Source organism: Bacillus sp. T-10(2022) (genome assembly GCF_056502895.1).
This window is the reverse complement of sequence record NZ_CP113518.1, coordinates 3,947,572-3,965,241: the sequence shown is the minus strand read 5'-3', so window position 1 is coordinate 3,965,241 and position 17,670 is coordinate 3,947,572. Positions and strand designations below refer to the sequence as shown.

The 17,670-nt window shown below is 42.8% G+C and carries 18 protein-coding genes and 1 pseudogene; 15 read left to right on the top strand and 4 right to left on the bottom strand.

Features of this window, described 5'->3' with window-relative positions:
- The first annotated feature begins 133 nt into the window (after positions 1 to 133).
- From OSJ91_RS19400 to OSJ91_RS19340, 13 genes are all read left to right on the top strand, one after another.
- Positions 134 to 1,240, top strand: coding sequence for a M20 family metallopeptidase (locus tag OSJ91_RS19400; RefSeq protein WP_350299586.1), 1,107 nt, complete (start codon positions 134 to 136; stop codon positions 1,238 to 1,240).
- A 111-nt stretch (positions 1,241 to 1,351) separates the two neighbouring features.
- Positions 1,352 to 2,113: a tRNA threonylcarbamoyladenosine dehydratase gene (locus OSJ91_RS19395; protein WP_241593321.1), complete on the top strand. Its 762-nt coding sequence runs from the start codon at positions 1,352 to 1,354 to the stop codon at positions 2,111 to 2,113.
- Between the two features lie 190 nt (positions 2,114 to 2,303).
- Positions 2,304 to 3,494 (top strand): ABC transporter substrate-binding protein, encoded by a 1,191-nt coding sequence (locus OSJ91_RS19390; RefSeq protein WP_350299585.1) that lies wholly within the window; start codon positions 2,304 to 2,306, stop codon positions 3,492 to 3,494.
- Between the two features lie 76 nt (positions 3,495 to 3,570).
- On the top strand, positions 3,571 to 4,449 hold the full coding sequence (locus OSJ91_RS19385) for a branched-chain amino acid ABC transporter permease (protein WP_101222754.1): 879 nt from the start codon (positions 3,571 to 3,573) through the stop codon (positions 4,447 to 4,449).
- Positions 4,450 to 4,462: 13 nt separating this feature from the next.
- Positions 4,463 to 5,434 carry a branched-chain amino acid ABC transporter permease gene (locus OSJ91_RS19380; protein ID WP_350299584.1) on the top strand — a complete coding sequence of 324 codons (972 nt, stop codon included), beginning with the start codon at positions 4,463 to 4,465 and terminating at the stop codon, positions 5,432 to 5,434.
- On the top strand, positions 5,409 to 6,188 hold the full coding sequence (locus OSJ91_RS19375) for an ABC transporter ATP-binding protein (RefSeq protein WP_260358218.1): 780 nt from the start codon (positions 5,409 to 5,411) through the stop codon (positions 6,186 to 6,188). The genes OSJ91_RS19380 and OSJ91_RS19375 overlap by 26 nt, the downstream gene beginning before the upstream one ends.
- Positions 6,188 to 6,895 carry an ABC transporter ATP-binding protein gene (locus OSJ91_RS19370; protein WP_137020395.1) on the top strand — a complete coding sequence of 236 codons (708 nt, stop codon included), beginning with the start codon at positions 6,188 to 6,190 and terminating at the stop codon, positions 6,893 to 6,895. The genes OSJ91_RS19375 and OSJ91_RS19370 overlap by 1 nt, the downstream gene beginning before the upstream one ends.
- A gap of 549 nt (positions 6,896 to 7,444) precedes the next feature.
- Positions 7,445 to 8,623 (top strand): ABC transporter substrate-binding protein, encoded by a 1,179-nt coding sequence (locus OSJ91_RS19365; protein ID WP_350299583.1) that lies wholly within the window; start codon positions 7,445 to 7,447, stop codon positions 8,621 to 8,623.
- Between the two features lie 162 nt (positions 8,624 to 8,785).
- Positions 8,786 to 9,664: a branched-chain amino acid ABC transporter permease gene (locus OSJ91_RS19360; RefSeq protein ID WP_095390668.1), complete on the top strand. Its 879-nt coding sequence runs from the start codon at positions 8,786 to 8,788 to the stop codon at positions 9,662 to 9,664.
- A gap of 13 nt (positions 9,665 to 9,677) precedes the next feature.
- Positions 9,678 to 10,643, top strand: a complete 966-nt coding sequence (locus OSJ91_RS19355) for a branched-chain amino acid ABC transporter permease (protein WP_101222748.1) — start codon at positions 9,678 to 9,680, stop codon at positions 10,641 to 10,643.
- Positions 10,615 to 11,397 carry an ABC transporter ATP-binding protein gene (locus OSJ91_RS19350; RefSeq protein WP_101222747.1) on the top strand — a complete coding sequence of 261 codons (783 nt, stop codon included), beginning with the start codon at positions 10,615 to 10,617 and terminating at the stop codon, positions 11,395 to 11,397. The genes OSJ91_RS19355 and OSJ91_RS19350 overlap by 29 nt, the downstream gene beginning before the upstream one ends.
- Complete coding sequence (locus OSJ91_RS19345; protein ID WP_350299582.1) at positions 11,397 to 12,104, top strand: ABC transporter ATP-binding protein; 708 nt, start codon at positions 11,397 to 11,399, stop codon at positions 12,102 to 12,104. Before OSJ91_RS19350 ends, OSJ91_RS19345 begins: the two co-directional genes overlap by 1 nt.
- A 623-nt stretch (positions 12,105 to 12,727) precedes the next feature.
- Positions 12,728 to 14,611: a S8 family peptidase gene (locus tag OSJ91_RS19340; RefSeq protein WP_485890260.1), complete on the top strand. Its 1,884-nt coding sequence runs from the start codon at positions 12,728 to 12,730 to the stop codon at positions 14,609 to 14,611.
- Positions 14,612 to 14,660: 49 nt separating this feature from the next.
- Here the strand turns inward: OSJ91_RS19340 and OSJ91_RS19335 are convergent, their stop codons facing one another.
- A complete protein-coding gene (locus OSJ91_RS19335; protein WP_350299579.1) occupies positions 14,661 to 15,134 on the bottom strand; it encodes a VOC family protein in 474 nt (157 codons plus the stop codon).
- 207 nt (positions 15,135 to 15,341) lie between these two features.
- Here OSJ91_RS19335 and OSJ91_RS19330 point away from each other — a divergent pair, with 207 nt between their 5' ends.
- Positions 15,342 to 15,851 (top strand): hypothetical protein, encoded by a 510-nt coding sequence (locus OSJ91_RS19330; RefSeq protein WP_413019063.1) that lies wholly within the window; start codon positions 15,342 to 15,344, stop codon positions 15,849 to 15,851.
- 163 nt (positions 15,852 to 16,014) lie between these two features.
- Here the strand turns inward: OSJ91_RS19330 and OSJ91_RS19325 are convergent, their stop codons facing one another.
- Both OSJ91_RS19325 and OSJ91_RS19320 read right to left on the bottom strand, forming a co-directional pair.
- The gene (locus tag OSJ91_RS19325; protein ID WP_048681418.1) at positions 16,015 to 16,206 is read right to left on the bottom strand and encodes a hypothetical protein; all 192 of its coding nucleotides are present in this window, start codon (positions 16,204 to 16,206) and stop codon (positions 16,015 to 16,017) included.
- A gap of 203 nt (positions 16,207 to 16,409) precedes the next feature.
- Positions 16,410 to 16,678: pseudogene (locus tag OSJ91_RS19320) on the bottom strand (MFS transporter); the annotation flags it as partial.
- 358 nt (positions 16,679 to 17,036) lie between these two features.
- Between OSJ91_RS19320 and OSJ91_RS19315 the strand changes: the two are divergent.
- Complete coding sequence (locus tag OSJ91_RS19315; protein ID WP_181762351.1) at positions 17,037 to 17,201, top strand: hypothetical protein; 165 nt, start codon at positions 17,037 to 17,039, stop codon at positions 17,199 to 17,201.
- Positions 17,202 to 17,264: 63 nt separating this feature from the next.
- Here OSJ91_RS19315 and OSJ91_RS19310 read toward each other — a convergent pair whose 3' ends face one another.
- Positions 17,265 to 17,609 carry a VOC family protein gene (locus OSJ91_RS19310; RefSeq protein ID WP_485890259.1) on the bottom strand — a complete coding sequence of 115 codons (345 nt, stop codon included), beginning with the start codon at positions 17,607 to 17,609 and terminating at the stop codon, positions 17,265 to 17,267.
- Positions 17,610 to 17,670: the final 61 nt, after the last annotated feature.

The window sequence follows — 17,670 nt, the reverse complement described above, 5'->3', positions numbered from 1 at the left end:
ACTTCAAATCTTCCCATTTAAGTAACATTCGGCAATATAGATTCGTAAATTATAGTAAGGTTGAGCAATATTCAGCCAAGGATAGAAAGTAGTGAGGGCTTTGAAAGACTTATTGTATGCAAAGAGGAAGGAAATGCTTCAATTAGTGGAGCGGCTAGTGAATATAGATAGTGGTTCTCATACGAAAAAGGGTATTGATGAAATTGGTTCGATATTAAAAGCGAAATTTGAAAGTCTGGATTTTATTGTGAATACTGTTGAGCAACAGAATTATGGCAATCAGCTGGTCATCCAGCATCGTGAGGCGAATCAACCGCATATTTTAATCGTTGCCCATATGGATACGGTTTTTCCAGAGGGGACAGCGCAAAAACGTCCATTTAAGGTGAAAGGAAATCGGGCATACGGTCCTGGTGTGGCGGATATGAAGTCTAGTTTGGTTGAGCTATTTTATGCGATCCATTGCTTGAAACAGACGGGGCAGACAGGCTATAAGCATATCCAAATCATTCTTAATAGTGATGAAGAGATCGGGTCACCGACGTCCGCATCCCTCATATCGGAAAAAGCGGCAAATAAGAAGTTCGCATTAATTCTTGAACCGGCAAGGACTGACGGTTCGCTTGTCACGGCAAGAAGGGGCTGCGGTCAGTTTAAAGTCGATATTATGGGAGTGGCTGCCCATTCGGGGATCGAACCGGAAAAGGGACGAAGTGCAATTGAAGAATTGGCCCATAAGATCATCGCCTTACACCGATTGAATGATCAAAAGAAAGGGATCAGCGTTAATGTCGGCAAAATTGAAGGAGGCTCCGCTGTCAATATGATCGCTTCCCATGCGGCTGCCTTCGTCGATGTGCGGATTTCGGAAAAAAAACAGGAAGGCATCGTTCTCAAGCAGTTGAAAAAAATCTGTGCCGAGACCTATATTCCCGGAACGAAAACGACACTAAGCGGAAAAATGGATCGGTCTCCCATGGAAAAGAATGAGAAATCAAACTTGCTTTTAGAGACGATCCGTCAGGCTGGGAAGGAAATCGGCATCGAAATCACGGATACGGCCACGGGTGGAGGCTCGGATGCTTCCATCACTTCTGAATTGGGAATCGCGACAGTGGATGGACTCGGGCCCGTTGGAGGAAATGCACATAGTGAAGAGGAGTATTTGGAAATTCCGAGCCTGACGGAAAGGACGCTCCTTTTGGCTACCGTCCTTCAAAAATTATCAAAAATGACCTAGTGCACTAATTCCGATTAGACTGCTCATATTTCGCTTGTCATAAATGATGTTTATGATATATTGTTAATTGGGAAGCTAAATAAGAACAGAATTTATTGGAGTTGAATATATATGCTGCATCAGTTTTCACGAAATGAATTGGCAATTGGCAAGGAAGGAATCGATATTCTGAAAAACACGACGGTTGCGGTCCTGGGTGTAGGAGGCGTTGGTTCATTTTCAGCCGAAGCATTGGCACGTACGGGGGTAGGCCGTATTATTCTTGTGGATAAAGACGATGTCGACATCACGAATGTAAACAGGCAGATCCATGCTCTATTATCAACAGTCGGTCAACCGAAAGCGGAATTGATGAAAAATCGCATTCAAGACATCAATCCCGACTGCGAAGTGATCGCTCTTAAAATGTTCTATACAGAAGAAACGTTTGAGGAATTCTTCAGTTATGGCCTTGACTATGTCATTGATGCATCGGATACGGTCATTTATAAGATGCATGTGATGAAGGAATGCCTGAAACGGAATATCAAGGTGATTTCAAGCATGGGGGCCGCTAATAAGATGGACCCGACGCGTTTTCAAATTGCCGATATCTCCAAAACGCATACCGATCCGCTTGCCAAGGTCATTCGTACTAGATTGCGTAAAGAGGGCATAACAAAGGGAATCCCGGTTGTCTTCTCCGATGAGAGCCCTATTGTCATTCGTGAGGATGTCCGAAAAGAAGTCGGCAATGATGAGGCAAAAATCCGTAAAGCGCAAATGCCGCCATCTTCGAATGCTTTCGTACCATCCGTAGCAGGCTTAATTGCAGCTAGCTGGGTGATCAATGATATATTAAAAAACATTGAAGTTCGCCGTGTAAACGATTGATAAGAAGTTAACTGACTCTATAAAGGGTCAGTTTTTTTTTGTGTCGAATAGTAGATATTCCCTTTTAATAACTTTTTTATCCATATCATATAGACGGGGTCGAAAGAATGAGATAAACTATTTTCAGAATATTATTTTTATTCAGATATTCTATTTGGTTAAAAGAACATACAAAACAAGGGGGTTTCAAATGAAGAAGAAAAAGCTAGCAGGAGTGTTTCTATCACTTTCATTGGTTGCAGGGGCGCTGGCAGGTTGTAGTGGCGGCGACTCGAAAACTAGCAGTTCAGGCGGGGGTTCATCAAACTCGGGTGACACAATCAAAATTGGGGCCAACCTTGAATTGTCCGGAGGTACGGCATCATTCGGCCAATCGGCTGCCGATGGATTGCAACTGGCCATCGATGAGATTAATAAAGAGGGCATCGACGGTAAAAAATTGGAAATAGTTAAGGTAGATAATAAATCAGATGCTGCAGAAGCTACTAGCGGTTCGATCAAGCTGGTCAGCCAGGACAAGGTTGTGGCTGTAGTCGGATCTGCGACAAGCACTAATACATTGGCACAGGTTCAGGTCGCACAGGATAATCAAGTTCCTCTACTCACACCAACTGCAACAAATCCCGACATCACCAACAAAGCTGGAAAATTAAATGATTATGTGTTCAGGACTTGCTTTATCGATCCATTCCAAGGTACGGTGGCAGCCAATTTCGCAACTGACGAAATAGGGGCAAAGACGGCTGCGATCTATGTGGATAGCGCAAGTGATTATTCCAAAGGATTGGCCGCAGCTTTTAAAGAAGCGTTCACTGCCAAGGGCGGTAAAATCGTGGCGGAAGAAGCTTATGTAACTAAAGATACTGATTTCCGCTCTACATTGACACGTATCAAATCCGCAAAACCAGAGTTCGTTTTCCTTCCTGGTTATTATGAGGAAGTCGGATTGATCTTAAAACAGGCACGTGAAGACGGCATAGACCTTCCATTCATGGGCGGAGACGGCTGGGATTCCCCGAAGGTCGTTGAAATTGCCGGAGCGGATGCTTTGAAAAATACTTATATCACGAATCACTATTCTCCGGAAGATGAAGATGCAAAAATCCAGGATTTCGTTGCAGCCTTCAAAAAGGAATACAATAAAACACCGGATGCCTTTGCCGCACTTGGCTATGACACTGGCTACTACCTGGCTGATGCCATCAAGAGATCTGGTGATGCTTCTCCCGAAAAAATCAGACAAGCGTTGGAAGATGTCAAAGATCTTCAATTAGTTTCCGGAACGCTGAACCTCGATGAAAACCATGATCCGATCAAATCGGCGACCATCTTGGAATATGTGGATGGCAAACAAACATTCAAAACAAAAATCAATCCATAATACCTTACGTGGATAGGGGGCAAGTCCCCCCTATTCTATATTCACTTAAAAAACACCTTAACGGGGAGAGTGCAATATGGAACTGATTCAGCAATTGGTAAATGGCATTTCACTCGGAAGCATTTATGCTTTGATCGCGCTTGGTTATACGATGGTATATGGAATCGTCAAGCTCATAAACTTCGCCCATGGAGACGTATTCATGGTCGGTTCATTTGTAGGGTTTTACGCCATTACCGTAATGGACTTATCCTTCATCCCAGCTTTATTGATTTCGATGGTCTCATGTGCCATCTTTGGCGTTTTAATTGAACGGATTGCTTATAAACCCCTTCGTAATGCAACACGGATTGCGGCCTTGATAACGGCCATCGGTGTTTCCCTTCTGATAGAAAACGGGCTGATTTACATCCGGGGCGCCCAGCCGGAAGCCTATCCAAATAATGTCCTTCCGATGGATAAACTCGATATATTGGGAGTTTCCATCAGCAGTCAATCGATATTGATCTTATCTGTTTCCATCATATTAATGATCATCCTACAATTCGTTGTCCATAAAACCAAAATCGGCAAAGCGATGCGTGCCGTTTCATTCGATTCCGAAGCGGCTAAGCTGATGGGAATCAATGTGAATAATACGATTTCAGCTACGTTCGCCATAGGTTCGGCCCTAGCAGGGGCAGCGGGTGTCATTTTTGGAATCTACTATATTAAAATCGAGCCGTTGATGGGTGTCCTTCCTGGCCTTAAAGCATTTGTTGCAGCAGTCTTGGGCGGCATCGGCATCATTCCGGGCGCGATGGTCGGCGGTCTACTGCTTGGAGTGATCGAGGCTTTGGTCAGTGCTGCCGGTTATTCATTATGGCGCGATGGTGTGGCTTTCGTCGTACTTATCTTGATTTTGATTTTCTTGCCGCAGGGTCTTTTCGGTAAAAATAAAAGAGAAAAAGTATAGGGGAGACATGGCGATGACTACTTTAAAGAATTCAAAGGGTTTTTGGCTCTCGATCGTGCTCGCACTTATTTTTTTCGGAATCATGCAGTACACCATTTCAAACGGAATGCTCAACCCATTTTATATCAACACGCTCATGTTCATCGGCATCAATATCATGCTGGCGACGAGCCTGCATTTAATCATTGGAATAACCGGGCAGTTCTCGATTGGTCATGCAGGTTTTTTAGCGGTAGGGGCCTATGCTTCGGCAGTCATGACAATGAAGCTTGAACTTCCTTTCATCATAGCTGTATTGGCTGGGGGCGTAATAGCCGCTGTTGCGGGCATGGTGATCGGGGTGCCGAGCTTGCGTCTGAAGGGGGATTACCTGGCGATAGCTACGCTTGGATTTGGAGAAATTGTCCGGATCGTCCTTTTGAATATTGATTATGTAGGCGGGGCAAGCGGGATGCAGGTATCCCACCTGACTACTTGGCCATGGGTTTTTGCCTGTGTGATGATCACCGTCTTAGTCATCCGGAATTTCACCAATTCGACTCACGGACGGGCATGCATATCCGTAAGGGAAGATGAAACGGCCGCTGATGCGATGGGAATCAATACGACCTATTATAAAGTGGCGGCTTTCGTCATCGGAGCTTTTTTTGCCGGAATCGCCGGATCGCTTTATGCCCATAATTTCTATATTATCCAGCCATCGAATTTCGGTTTCCTAAAATCCTTCGATATTCTGATTTTCGTCGTACTTGGCGGTCTTGGAAGTCTTTCAGGTTCGGTTTTGGCCGCAATTTTACTGACGATCGTGACGACGTTCCTACAGGATTATCCGGAAACGAGGATGATCATCTACAGCCTTGTCTTGATCCTGATGATGATTTTCCGCCCGCAGGGTTTAATGGGAACAAGAGAAATCACGGCATTGTTCACAAATAAAAAAACGAAAGGGGGCCCAAAGGATGGAAGCCACAATACCGTTGCTTAAAGTAGATTCGGTGGGTATCCGTTTTGGCGGGTTGAAAGCTGTGTCCGATGTGAACGTGGAATTATTTCCAGGGGAACTTGTAGGCCTGATCGGGCCGAATGGAGCTGGGAAAACGACTTTCTTCAATTTATTGACGGGTGTGTATGTCCCTACAGAAGGAACGATTGCTTTGAATGGGGAAAATCTAAATAAGCAGCCGCCATATAAAATTACCCGAAAAGGGATCTCGAGGACCTTTCAAAACATTCGCCTCTTCAGTGAGTTATCCGTGATCGATAACGTGAAGGTTGCTTACCACTCGCTTGCCAAGCATGGAATTCCAAGCTCCATATTCCGGCTGCCGGGACATTTTTCCGGTGAAAAGGAAATGGATGAAAAGGCGCTCGAATTCTTGAGGATTTTTAATCTTGACCATTTTAAGGATGAAAAAGCGAAGAATCTTCCATACGGACAGCAAAGGCGGCTGGAAATTGCGCGTGCTCTAGCCGCCAATCCGAAACTTCTTTTACTGGACGAACCCGCAGCCGGGATGAACCCGCACGAAACGAAAGAATTAATGAACCTCATTGCTTTTATCCGGAAGGAATTCAACCTTACCGTGTTGCTCATCGAGCATGATATGTCACTTGTCATGGGGGTATGCGAACGGATTTACGTTCTTGATCATGGACAGCTTATCGCTCACGGAAAGCCGGAACAAATCCGCAATGATCCTAAGGTTATCGAGGCATATCTAGGGGAGGAGGTTTCCTGATGCTGAAAATAGAGGACATCAATGTTTATTATGGCAATATCCAAGCGTTAAAAGGGGTTTCCATGGAGATTAACGAGGGCGAGATCGTGACCCTGATCGGGGCGAACGGAGCGGGAAAAAGCACGTTGCTCAAAACGATATCCGGTCTGTTAAAACCAAAGCAAGGAAAGGTTCTGTTCGAAGGCGAGCCGATTGGAGGAAAAGCTGCACAGTCCATCGTGAAAATGGGCATATCCCATGTACCTGAAGGGCGACGTGTCTTTGCCAACATGACGGTTGCCGAAAACCTGGAGCTTGGGGCTTATTTGCGGAAAGACAAAGATGGCATCAATAATGATATGGAAAAGGTGTATGAGCTATTTCCGAGGCTGCTGGAGAGAATCAAACAGCAGGCCGGCACGCTTTCAGGCGGTGAACAGCAGATGCTTGCAATGGGCCGGGCCTTAATGGCAAAACCACGGTTATTACTGCTCGATGAACCTTCGATGGGCCTTGCACCGCTTTTGGTGAAGCAAATATTCAACATCATCCAGGAAATCAGTGAGACCGGAACAACGATCCTTTTGGTAGAGCAAAACGCCAACCTTGCATTATCGATTGCAGATCGGGCTTATGTAGTTGAAACGGGCCGAATCGTCCTGTCGGGCAATGCCGAGGAACTCACTTCAAGTGAAGAAATAAAAATGGCCTATTTAGGAGGCCATTGAACCGCCGTTTGGCGGTTTTTTTGTTTGATGATCGGGTTATGCAATATATGCAGGAAGATAAAAAAGTACAATATTTTCATGCATGATTTTATACATCCAATATAGTATTATTCAATTTTGATATAGGAATTAAGACTAAAAAAGAACTAAAAAACTGGGTTTAATTCCCTATCAATATACTTCTATTTTGGTAAAAATGTAATTAAAAGGATGAAAAAAATAAGGGAATGAATAAAATTTTTTGAGCAATAAATAAGGAATTTACAATATCGATATAATTAAATTATCAGTTTTTTCTGATTATACCGCCTATTTTCGCAATATTTAAAATATATAAAGATAAAAATGATATAGCACTTCCTGTGAAAAATATCCTATTTGGCGAAATCTTCTCACAATTATTGTATAGACGGAATGAAAATTATGCGGTAAACTATTTTTCGAAATATTAATTTAATTTCAAAAATTTCATCTAATCAACTTTTTCTGAGGCATCTTGAATAAATATTCATGCATCAGAGCGATGATTACTAAACGGGGGGATTATTTATGAAAAAGAAAAAACTAGCAGGTGCATTCCTTTCTCTAACACTTGCTGCAGGAGTGCTAGCCGGTTGTTCCAGCTCTGGTTCATCAGAAAAATCAAGCGGAGATGGAGATACGATAAAAATCGGTGTCAACCTTGAATTATCAGGCGGTGTTGCTTCATATGGACAATCGATTGCAGAAGGTCTGGAGCTTGCGACTGCAGAAATAAATAAAGAAGGCATTGACGGTAAAAAAATCAAACTTATAAAAGTCGATAATAAATCAGAAGCGTCAGAAGCGACAAGCGGAGCGATCAAGCTGACATCACAAGATCAGGTTGCAGCGATCGTAGGTGCAGCGACAAGCACGAACTCGATTGCACAAGTACAGATTGCACAAGATAATAAAGTGCCGGTCATCTCACCTTCCGGTACAAGCCCGGAAATCACTTTCAGCAAGGATAAATTGAACGATTACGTTTTCAGGACAAGCTTCATCGATCCGTTCCAAGGAACGGTAGCTGCGAACTTTGCCACTAAAGAAATCAAAGCGAAAAGTGCAGCCATCTATATTGACAGCGCAAGTGATTATTCAAAAGGATTAGCGGCAGCCTTTAAAGAACAATTTGAAAAAAATGGCGGAAAAATCGTTGCTGAGGAAGCTTACATCGCGAAGGATACTGATTTCCGTTCCACATTGACTCGTTTGAAATCGGCAAAACCTGATTTCATTTTCCTTCCTGGTTACTATGAGGAAGCTGGTCTGATCGTGAAGCAGGCACGTGAAACTGGACTTGACGTTCCATTCATGGGCGGCGACGGCTGGGATTCTCCTAAGCTAGTAGAAATTGCCGGTGCAAAAGCTCTAAATAATACGTTCATCACGAACCATTATTCTTCAGGTGACCCTGATGAGAAAATTCAGAATTTTGTGTCTGCATTTAAAGCGAAGTACAAAGATAAATCCCCGGATGCATTTAACGCTCTAGGATATGACACAGGATACTTCCTTGCAGACGCGATTAAACGTGCTGGATCAGCGGATTCAGAAAAAATCAAAGAAGCGCTGGAAAAAACGGCTGACCTTGAGCTTGTAACGGGTACATTCACATTGGATGAAAAACATAATCCAATCAAATCTGCTACCATCCTTGAGTTTAAAGAGGGAGAGCAAGTTTTCAACACAAAAATCAATCCTTAATTTCGGAGTACAACTCCAATCCTTTCGCCGGCCCTTCGTCAATAAGAAGGTGCTGGCGAATTCTCATTTTTCAAGCATGCCAGGATGCTGAACATCCCCTTAGCGGAATGAAAGAGACTGGACTAATCACTCATAAAATTAGATTTTCAAGGAGAGTCGAACATGGAATTGATACAACAGTTAATAAACGGGGTTTCACTAGGAAGTATTTATGCCCTTATCGCTCTCGGATATACGATGGTTTACGGGATTGTTAAATTGATAAACTTTGCACATGGTGATGTATTCATGGTCGGCTCATTCGTTGGGTTTTACTCAATAACGGTCCTGGATCTGTCATTCGTGCCTGCCCTATTAATCTCGATGACGGTCTGTGCGCTGTTTGGAGTATTGATCGAACGTATCGCGTACAAGCCATTACGTAACGCAACACGTATCGCGGCACTTATCACTGCCATCGGTGTTTCCCTTTTGATTGAATACGGATTCATCTACGTCCGCGGTGCACAGCCGGAAGCTTATCCGAATGATGTATTGCCGACAGACAAGTTCAATATTTTTGGAGTTTCCATCAATAGTCAATCGGTTTTGATTTTTGGAGTGGCTGTAGTCTTGATGATCATCCTTCAAATCATCGTTCATAAATCAAAAATAGGAAAAGCGATGCGTGCCGTTTCCTACGATGCGGATGCAGCTAAGCTAATGGGGATAAATGTCGATAACACGATTTCTGCCACCTTTGCAATCGGTTCCGCATTGGCTGGGGCAGCGGGCGTCATTTTCGGTATTTACTATATTAAGATCGAGCCGCTCATGGGTGTGCTTCCGGGATTGAAGGCATTCGTTGCCGCCGTACTTGGAGGGATCGGGATTATACCGGGCGCGATGGTCGGTGGCCTATTGCTAGGTGTCATCGAAGCTTTGGTCAGTGCCGCCGGTTACTCATTATGGCGTGATGCTGTAGCCTTCGTCGTACTGATTCTTATCTTGATTTTCATGCCACAAGGCTTATTCGGTAAAAACAAAAAAGAAAAAGTATAGGGGAGACAAAGCAATGACTACAATTAAGCGAGCAAAAGGTTTTTGGCTCTCGATTTCACTATCATTGATCTTTTTCGCCGCAGTTCAAGTGTTAATCGGCGGCGGATCGCTAAATCCTTTTTATCAAAATACGCTCATGTTCATCGGGATCAATATCATTCTGGCAGCGAGCCTGCATTTGATCATCGGGATAACCGGGCAGTTCTCCATCGGACATGCCGGATTCCTGGCAGTCGGTGCCTATGCTTCAGCCGTCATGACGATGAAGCTGGAAATGCCATTTTATGCGGCATTGATAGTCGGCGGTTTGGCGTCAGCGCTGGCAGGCTTGATCATCGGAATTCCAAGCTTACGCTTAAAAGGTGACTATCTGGCGATTGCGACCCTGGGTTTTGGTGAAATCGTCCGGATCATGCTTTTGAATATCGATTATGTCGGCGGGGCGAGCGGCATGCAGGTTTCCCATTTGACCACTTGGCCTTGGGTATTCGCTTCCGTTATCGTAACAATCATCGTCATCCGAAACTTTACTAGCTCGACCCACGGCAGGGCCTGCATATCGATCCGCGAGGACGAAACGGCTGCCGATTCGATGGGAATCAACACGACGTACTATAAAGTTGTGGCATTTGCGATCGGTGCTTTTTTTGCCGGTATTGCCGGAGGGCTTTACGCTCATAACTTCTATATCATCCAGCCATCGAACTTCGGATTCTTGAAATCATTTGATATTTTGATCCTAGTCGTGCTTGGCGGTCTTGGAAGTCTTTCCGGTGCCGTATTGGCCGCGATATTATTGACTGTCGTAACGACTTTCCTGCAGGATTATCCGGAAACACGAATGATCATCTACAGTCTTGTGCTAATCGTGATGATGCTCTATCGCCCACAAGGCTTAATGGGGACAAAAGAAATAACATCCATGTTCAAACGTAAAGGAGGAAGCAGCCATGAAAAAAATAAAAACACCGCTGCTTAAAGTCGATTCAGTCGGCATCCAGTTCGGGGGTCTTAAAGCCGTTTCTGATGTTAACGTCGAGTTATATCCAGGAGAACTGATTGGCTTGATCGGGCCGAACGGCGCTGGAAAAACGACTTTCTTTAACTTACTGACAGGAGTTTACGTCCCGACGGAGGGCACGATTTCTTTGGAAGGTGAGAACTTAAGAAAACTGCCTCCATATAAAATCACGCAAAAAGGAATCAGCCGGACATTCCAGAACATTCGCTTGTTCAGTGAACTATCCGTGATCGATAATGTAAAAGTGGCCTATCATTCGCTTTCGAAGCATAATATCTTAAGTTCGATCTTCCGCATGCCGATCCATTTTAAAGGCGAAAAGGAAATGGATGAAAAGGCGATTGAGTTCCTGAAGATTTTCAACCTTGATCAATATAAGGATGAAAAGGCGAAGAACCTGCCATATGGTAAACAAAGACGTTTGGAAATCGCCCGTGCACTTGCAGCCAACCCAAAACTGCTTTTGCTGGATGAACCGGCTGCAGGGATGAACCCCCAGGAAACGCACGAACTCATGAACCTGATTGCCCTCATCCGTGAGAAATTCGATTTGACCGTATTATTGATTGAACATGATATGCCGCTCGTCATGGGTGTTTGCGAACGCATATATGTACTCGATCACGGACAACTGATCGCTCAAGGAAAGCCAGAGGAAATCCGTAACAATCCAAAAGTCATCGAGGCCTATCTGGGCGAGGAGGTTTCATAATGTTAAAAATCGAGGACATCAACGTCTATTACGGAAACATTCAAGCCCTGAAAGGAATCTCGCTTTCTATTAACGAAGGCGAAATCGTAACCCTGATCGGGGCGAACGGAGCCGGGAAAAGCACGTTGCTGAAAAGCATTTCCGGCCTATTAAAACCAAAACAAGGGAAGATTCTATACGAAGGGGATTCCATCGGCGGAAAGGCAGCACAATCGATCGTGAAAATGGGCATTTCCCATGTCCCAGAAGGCCGGCGGGTCTTTGCCAACATGACCGTTGAAGAAAACCTTCAGCTTGGTGCTTATTTACGTAAGGATAAGGCAGGCATTAAGCAGGATATGGAGAAAGTCTATGAATTATTCCCGCGTTTGCTAGAGCGCCTGAAACAGCAATCCGGAACACTTTCCGGCGGGGAACAGCAAATGCTCGCAATGGGCAGGGCACTCATGGCCAAGCCCCGGCTACTGTTATTGGACGAGCCATCGATGGGACTTGCGCCATTATTGGTGAAGCAAATCTTTAATATCATCGAAGAAATCAACAAAACGGGTACAACGATTCTGCTAGTCGAACAAAATGCCAACTTAGCACTATCCATCGCGGACAGAGCCTATGTTGTCGAAACCGGCCGAATCGTCCTATCAGGCAAATCAGAGGAACTGACCGCAAGCGAAGAAATCAAGAATGCCTATTTAGGCGGACATTAAACCACTTTATAGCGGTTGACTGTAGACAAACTCGAAGGAAAGCGAATTTGTCTACAGTTTTTTTATTTTAAAAAGTTCCAGTTGATTGCAGAAATCCGCTCATTTTCCGCCGACTGTCTGCCATGCTTCATCAAAGTAACTGGCTGTGGTCTCGGCTAGCCAGTAATTCGGCAGGAGTGTCGCAAATTTCTTCAATCTAGTGTTTGATCCATATAAAAAGTAAAAAACATGAAGAATATACAAGTCTTCTTTTAAAAAAAGGATTCGGGGTGAGAATTAGAACCCTTTTTTAGACAAAAGTGTTCTACCTGAATAATTTGATTGGAACGGAAGGTACGAGACTCCTGCGGGAAAAGCGAGTGCCTGGAGAGGAAATCAACGTACAAATTTACAGTCAAATTATTATCTACAGTCAACCGCTTTGTGTAGACCCCATTTTGTCGACAAACTAAAACCACTTTATAGTGGTTTTTTTGTTGTGCAAATAAGTTAATTTAACTAGATAAAAAGGTTAGTAAATCCAAATCAGACGGTATACAATCTAGTTAGGAATAATAGTAGAAATGGTTCATGATCAAACCTCATCGTTAGCTATTCTTAATCATATTTTTTGGAGTGATTGTATGCACAAACTTATTCAGGCCATATTGCCGGTAGTATTACTGTTTATGATTCTGCCAATCTACCAGCCAGATTCTGCTTCTGCAGAAGAAACGCCGCAATCTGATGGTGTCATCGTCAAGTATAAAGAGGAAAACGATGAACCGATCAACGAGTTGATAGAAAAGGTGGAGGTTCCTAAAGGGGAGACAACCGACGCCCTGATTGAGGAACTTGAAGAACAGAAGAATGTGGAATATGCAGAACCAAACTATCTTTTCAAGAAGATGGAAAGTCCGAACGACCCAGCCTACATAGACCAGTGGCACCATAAAAAGCTTGGTACGAATGCAGCGTGGACAAAATCGATGGGCTCGAAGGAATTGATCGTGGCCATCATTGACGACGGAATCGATCGCAACCACGAAGATTTAAAAGGGAGGATCGTCAATGCCTATGATACGATACGCAATCGGAAGCATATCGTCCCAAAAGGGGAGCATGGAACGCATATCGCAGGCATCATTGCCGGTTCTGCGAACAACGGCATAGGCGGAACGGGTGTTGCCCCGAACGTTAAACTAATGCCGATCAATGTCTTTGATGGGGAGTATGCCGATACGGCCGACATTATTGAAGCGATACATTATGCCGTTCAGCAAAAGGCAAACATCATCAATATGAGTTTAGGAGACACCAGTTATTCGGAGGCCTTGAACAAGGCTGTCCAGGAAGCCTATAAAAAAGGCGTCCTGATCGTGGCGGCTGCCGGGAATGAAGGGGATATGGGAAAAAATGTACAGCGTGTGTACCCAGCCGCCTTCAGCCACGTCATTTCCGTTGCTGCCACTGACTCAAGGGACAAGCGTCCCAGTTATTCCAACTACCATTCAACAGTCGATATTGCGGCCCCTGGAGATGATATCCTTTCGACCCTGCCTTATGGTAAATACGGCTGGATGAGCGGAACATCGATGGCCACGCCGATGGTGGCGGGTGTAGCTGCACTGATTTGGTCCCATGAGCCCAAACTCAACACAACGGAGGTCGAATACCGCCTCTATGATTCAGCCTTGGACCTAGGTGCAAAAGGGAAAGACATCTACTATGGAAACGGGAGGGTCAATGCAAAAAAAGCACTGGAAATGAAGACGCTGACCAAACCGGCCGTGACCGCAATATCCGATAAGGACACCAAAATCAATGGGAAAATCCCGGTTGATTTTAAAACGGGGACCGTCTCCATTTATACCGATAAAAAACAACTGGCCACAATGAATATCAACGGCGAAAAAACGTTTACAGCGACCATCGCAAAACAAACAGCCGGTACGACCATCTCTACTAGGCTTATCGATAAATCGGGAAATAAAAGTATACCCGTTTCATTTAAAGTGGCAGATAAAACGGCTCCTGCAAGACCGTCGGTAAATACGGTAGGTGACAATACCGTAAAAGTAACCGGCAAAGCGGAAGCAAGCTCCTCCGTCACTGTCAAAACTGGCAGAACGGTTTTAGGCAAAGCAAATTCGAACAGCTCAGGGAATTTCACCGTAACGATGTCAAAAAAACAAAAAGCCGGAAAAGTCCTATCCGTTACAGCAACCGATAAAGCAGGAAATATAAGCTCGATCAAAACCGTGACCGTCGCAGACAAAACAGCACCAAGTAAACCGACGGTCAACCCAGTCAACATAAAAACCACAATAGTAGCAGGGAAAGCAGAGGCTAACTCCACAGTGTACATCAAAGCATCAAAAAAAGTGATCGGCTCTGCCACAGCAACGACCAAAGGTACCTTCACGGTTAGAATTCCTAAGCAAAAAGAGGGAAGGAACCTATATATTTATGCCAAAGATAAAGCGAAAAACGTAAGCGAATCAAGAAAAGTAACGGTTAAAAAGTGATAGAAAAACAAGAGCAGCCCCCAATAATAAATTGGGGGCTGCTTCTGTCTCAATCTTTGTTGCCATACATCAATTCCGTGCTTCGGCTGTAAAGCTCAATGATATTGCCGAAAGGATCTTCACAATAGATTAAATAATAGGGCTTGTTCTCCCAGGTATTCCATATATCGCTTCGCCTTTTACCGCCAGAAGCAGCAATATCATCAGCCAGCTTTTCGATATCATCCGATACTAAGCAAATATGAAAAAAGCCCTCATAACCGCGACTCTCACCTTTAGGCATTCTCGGTTCCTCAAACTCAAAAAGCTCAATCCCCACTCCATTATCCGCCATCATATGAGCATTACGCATCTTTTTAACTTCATCACCAAGAAGATCATTCGTCATATTAGGTTCATTCTCCTCACTCGCATCAAACGAATAGGGACCCGCCAATAATTTGAATCCCAACACCTGCTCATACCACTTAATCGCCGCATCCAAATCAGGTACAGCCAATCCAACATGAGTAATTGCTGTCATATGTATCCCCCCTGATCATTAAAATACCCTTTGTAGGGGAGGGACAAACGGTACATTTGCGGGAGAGGCTTTTCGTTTTTATATTTTAATATTTAAAGTTATAAATCAAAAAACGGGATAGTGAAATTACCATTTTTTACGTATAATGGAATTAACACGATGGAGAATAGAATATTGAACCTATAAAAAAACTGGGGTGTTCATTATATGCATCATGCACTTTTTTTGGGGAACAAATTTGTTTATATTAAAAAAATTGCTTTAGGATTTCTTGTTATGGTAAGTCTTGCTGCGTGTGACAACATCAAAACCGAAAAGGTGGAAGTACAAGAGGAAAAAGAGATTCAAAATCCTATAAGACCCAATAATGTACCATCTTATGATGCTCCAAAGTATCATCTTTACGGTGGTTGGATAGAGGATGAGTCGTATATACTTATCCAAAGTGATGGTGATGGCAATTACATAATGGATAAAATCTCAAAAAAAGGCAAAGAGAAAATGGTGAGTTATTTCAAAGTAACAGAGCCAGTGGAAAACAAAATCACTGCTGTCATATTTAATGAAGAAGAGCCAAACAGGACTTCATTTCTTACCTTAGAATTAAACGAAGAAAAAACTGAATTAACTATAAAAAAGCCCAATGAAAAACCTGTTATCTACAAACAAGCAGAGATCGACCCAGAAGAGTTCAATCCCAATTTTGTGTGGAATTAAAATGTTTATTAAAAATCTTTTAACTAACGGTGGAATAGTGAGTTAGAAAAATGGATTTAAAACTGTTTTGTGAATTAGTCCCAGTGCAGTTTCATTCTGCTTTAGCGTAACAATTTAAATCCTCTATAAGATGATGATATTTAACTTTTTGTTTATGGAATCATTAAATCTCACCCTCTTCAAGCCTCCTATTATACTCAACTTTACTTATTAACCCTTTTGCATTACAGGTAAGACAATCTGTATAAATATCGTAAGCACCTGTACCTGCACAAACATGGCATTTAACATGAGTTTCCGGTATATCCTTATGCATGAATGAAAAAACTTTTCCAATATACTGCAGAATAATCATTCCCAAAACTCCTTTTTTTCTATCATACAACGAAAAAGAGAGAAGGAAACTGGAAATACAATAACATTACTTAAAACAAATAAAACCATAACATAGTTTACATAGGGTTAAAAATGTGCTTATGCAAATGCGATAAACTGTTCTACAAAATCATTCTGTTTTAAGAAAAAAAGAACATCCACAAAGATGTCCCTTAATTTAAATTACTTCATTTTTCTTAAAATCCATAGGTAAGCCAATATTGAATCCCCACAGAGACAGCTGCCATTATCTAAATGCCTTTATAACCAAACAGATAGCCGATTTGTCCGAAGAGGATGGCACCGAAACCGATTCCAAGATCAAAGAAGGAATAGAAAGTGGCATTGGCCATGCCTTTTCGATTTCGGGCAGCGTGTTCAAGAGACCACGCTTGAAGAGCCGGTTGGACAGCACCGAATCCAATGCCATAAAAAATAGCTGCCATACACAGAATTATGTTACTTGGCATCCAGGATATTATAGCGGATTATTTTCAAATTGCCATTAAATCATGTTCCTGTCTATACAGAACCCTTCTGTAGCGTGGAATTAACTTTGCGTGAAACAACCGTGCAGATACAATGGTAATTAATTAATATTATTGGTAATTATGGTAAAAATATCAGATGCTTGGGAGAGTTGTTAAGGAATCGTGTCATTATTATGAAATTTTAATTAAGGACCTTTTATTTACCTTTTATAAGGTATATTATTTGGGAAATGAGAGATTAAAGGAGTTAATTATGGGTAGATTTACAGAGACTGTAATGGAGAGGGTAGAAGATTCTCTACATAATAGGAAGAAACCTATGGTCGTTAAACTAAATTCCGAACAACTCGAGGATTTTATACAAAAATTTCCGGAAGACGGAGAGTTTTTTGGTTTAAGCTATCACATTCATGACGATAAGACGGTCACTTTCAACTATAATTCAGATGGTAGACTTCTAGAAGTATTGAATTTGGTTAAGTGATTGGTACTTTGGAGTATCCAGCAGAAATGCTGGATTTTTGAATTTAAATAATTTTAATTAGATCTAGTACTTCGAATGATATAGAAGATAAAACAGCCTCTGTGAAACCGACAGTAAATGGAGGTGGTACAAAACGACAAAAGTAAATGGCAAAGCGGAATAATCGCGGCTTATTTCCAGAAACTCAAAAAGCTCAATCCCCACTCCATTATCCGCCATCAAATGAGCATTTAGCATCTTTTTAACAGTATTACCAAGAAGATCATTAGTCATATTAGGTTTATTCTCCATACTTGCATCAAACGAATAGAGACCCGCCAATAACCTGAATCCCAATACCTGCCCATACCATTTAATCGCAGCACACAAATCAGGTACAGCCAATCCAATGTGAGTAATTGCTGTCATATGTTTCCCCCCTGATCATTAAAATACCCATTTAAGGTGAGGGGCAAACGGTACTTTTTTT

Bases quoted from the DNA above. Each gene is read 5' to 3' on its own strand.
- OSJ91_RS19350 (WP_101222747.1), top strand. From the start codon at position 10,615: ATGAAAAAAATAAAAACACCGCTGCTTAAAGTCGATTCAGTCGGCATC.
- OSJ91_RS19390 (WP_350299585.1), top strand. From the start codon at position 2,304: ATGAAGAAGAAAAAGCTAGCAGGAGTGTTTCTATCACTTTCATTGGTT.
- OSJ91_RS19380 (WP_350299584.1), top strand. From the start codon at position 4,463: ATGACTACTTTAAAGAATTCAAAGGGTTTTTGGCTCTCGATCGTGCTC.
- OSJ91_RS19315 (WP_181762351.1), top strand. From the start codon at position 17,037: ATGGTCGTTAAACTAAATTCCGAACAACTCGAGGATTTTATACAAAAA.
- OSJ91_RS19400 (WP_350299586.1), top strand. From the start codon at position 134: ATGCTTCAATTAGTGGAGCGGCTAGTGAATATAGATAGTGGTTCTCAT.
- OSJ91_RS19345 (WP_350299582.1), top strand. From the start codon at position 11,397: ATGTTAAAAATCGAGGACATCAACGTCTATTACGGAAACATTCAAGCC.
- OSJ91_RS19385 (WP_101222754.1), top strand. From the start codon at position 3,571: ATGGAACTGATTCAGCAATTGGTAAATGGCATTTCACTCGGAAGCATT.
- OSJ91_RS19310 (WP_485890259.1), bottom strand. From the start codon at position 17,609: ATGACAGCAATTACTCACATTGGATTGGCTGTACCTGATTTGTGTGCT.
- OSJ91_RS19325 (WP_048681418.1), bottom strand. From the start codon at position 16,206: ATGATTATTCTGCAGTATATTGGAAAAGTTTTTTCATTCATGCATAAG.
- OSJ91_RS19335 (WP_350299579.1), bottom strand. From the start codon at position 15,134: ATGACAGCAATTACTCATGTTGGATTGGCTGTACCTGATTTGGATGCG.
- OSJ91_RS19395 (WP_241593321.1), top strand. From the start codon at position 1,352: ATGCTGCATCAGTTTTCACGAAATGAATTGGCAATTGGCAAGGAAGGA.
- OSJ91_RS19370 (WP_137020395.1), top strand. From the start codon at position 6,188: ATGCTGAAAATAGAGGACATCAATGTTTATTATGGCAATATCCAAGCG.
- OSJ91_RS19360 (WP_095390668.1), top strand. From the start codon at position 8,786: ATGGAATTGATACAACAGTTAATAAACGGGGTTTCACTAGGAAGTATT.
- OSJ91_RS19330 (WP_413019063.1), top strand. From the start codon at position 15,342: ATGCATCATGCACTTTTTTTGGGGAACAAATTTGTTTATATTAAAAAA.
- OSJ91_RS19365 (WP_350299583.1), top strand. From the start codon at position 7,445: ATGAAAAAGAAAAAACTAGCAGGTGCATTCCTTTCTCTAACACTTGCT.
- OSJ91_RS19355 (WP_101222748.1), top strand. From the start codon at position 9,678: ATGACTACAATTAAGCGAGCAAAAGGTTTTTGGCTCTCGATTTCACTA.
- OSJ91_RS19375 (WP_260358218.1), top strand. From the start codon at position 5,409: ATGGAAGCCACAATACCGTTGCTTAAAGTAGATTCGGTGGGTATCCGT.
- OSJ91_RS19340 (WP_485890260.1), top strand. From the start codon at position 12,728: ATGCACAAACTTATTCAGGCCATATTGCCGGTAGTATTACTGTTTATG.